Source organism: Arthrobacter endolithicus (assembly GCF_026627425.1).
Taxonomy (GTDB): Bacteria; Actinomycetota; Actinomycetes; order Actinomycetales; family Micrococcaceae; genus Arthrobacter_M.
Map to the genome: position 1 here is coordinate 1 of NZ_JAPNLH010000066.1, position 795 is coordinate 795.

At 59.1% G+C, this 795-nt stretch carries 1 protein-coding gene; it reads left to right on the plus strand.

The genetic code is table 11. The annotated features are described in order from the left end of the window. A partial coding sequence (locus tag OS914_RS18025; RefSeq protein ID WP_267547431.1) for a hypothetical protein occupies positions 1–376 on the plus strand: 376 nt, incomplete at its 5' end. Positions 377–795 lie beyond the last annotated feature (419 nt).

Consider the following 795-nt stretch of genomic DNA (forward strand, 5'->3'; position numbering starts at 1 on the left):
CTACCACAGCCTCACCATGGGCGGCGCAGCTCTCATGATCTCAATGATGGCTCATGTGACTACCCCCGGCTATGGACTCGTTCCATCAGACGGAATGTCCGCAATGTCAATGTCGCACGATCACCACACGATGAGAACCCCAGTCCAGATCACGGCCGCAGCAACACCTAATTTCTCCCCCGACCTGGCAATCCTGCTGACAGTATTCTTCGGAGCCGCGACGGTGATTTTCATTATCCTTCTACTGCGTTCCCGGACAACGAAAACCCCTCCGCGTAACACGACTGCTCCAAGACTCTCCCACCGCGCAGAACACGGACTCGAAGCCCTCGGCGCTGCCGTCATGGCCCTCATGTTCGCCACCATGACGGCATGAGCTCTTAATTATCCGCCTGGATAACTCGGACGCTCAGTCCTGCCCATCCCCACCCTCTGCGTAGCCCTCAGGAAGCGCGTGCGCGAGTATGCGTCCGCGCCCCAAGCCAGCGCCGTGACCCGGCGTAACAGCGGGGCCGAGCGGCACCCCTGCTACCTGGCCCCACTGGCTGGCGTGACTTTCCCGAACGTTGGTCCTCAAGCTCCGTTTCCGTCATTCACCTCATCGAAGGGTCCGGAATACTGCAGGCAGCCTACATTCCCGCGGCCGCTGAGGGGTTCGCCTACCCTTGGTTGCGGTCATCTGGGTAGTCTATCGGGGTGGGCGTGTCTTGGCAGTCCTTTAGTGTAGGTAGAACCGTCAGAAAACAGTGTTACCCCTACCCGTTTGTTTCGAGACGATGGATATCAGCCAGAAAG